The sequence below is a fragment of the Brevundimonas sp. CURTG3B2_SDJG genome (genome assembly GCF_057364705.1).
In genome coordinates this window covers 1-628 of sequence record NZ_JBNFOJ010000572.1, presented here as the reverse complement: position 1 = coordinate 628, position 628 = coordinate 1, and the positions used below count along the sequence as shown (strand labels likewise).

Annotated in this window: 1 protein-coding gene; it reads right to left on the bottom strand. The window is 74.4% G+C overall.

Annotated elements, in window-relative coordinates; translation table 11 throughout:
- Positions 1 to 63: 63 nt before the first annotated feature.
- Positions 64 to 628: efflux RND transporter periplasmic adaptor subunit (locus AC2W7C_RS18725; protein WP_486002684.1), on the bottom strand; the 565-nt coding region annotated here is incomplete at its 5' end.

The window sequence follows — 628 nt, the reverse complement described above, 5'->3', positions numbered from 1 at the left end:
CCCCGCCCGCGCCGTTTCCGCCCCGCCCGGCCACCCGCACGGGGGCGTTGGGCTGGATGCGGTTCAGGCCCGAGCCCACCACCCGGTCGTTGACCGACAGGCCGGAGACGATCTCGACGAAGCCGCCTTCGACGGACCCGGTCTCCACCTCGACCCGCTGGGCGGTGGAGCCGCGCTCGCCGTTGGCGATGCGATAGACGAAGCGCCGTCGCCCTCGTACTGGACCGCCGCCTCGGGCACGGCCACGCCCGTGCGCAGCCCTTGCTGGACGGCCACGCGCACCGCCATGCCGGGCCGGATGCGCCCGCCGGGGTTCGGAATCTCGGCGCGGGCGACCACGGCGCGGGTCTGCTCGTTGATGCGGGTGTCGACCAGGGCGATGCGGCCGTTGAAGACCTCGTCGCCATAGGCGTCGATGGTGGCCGTGATGGGCGTGCCGGGGCGCAGGGCGGCCAGGTAGCGCTCGGGAATCGGGAAGTCGACGCGGACGACGGAGATGTCGTCCAGGGTGGTGATGACCGCGCCCGGGTTGATCAGAGTGCCGGCGGTGACCGTGCTGAGCCCCAGCACGCCGGCGAAGGGCGCGCGGATGACCCGGTCGCCCAGCCGCGCCTGGGCGGCGGCCAGG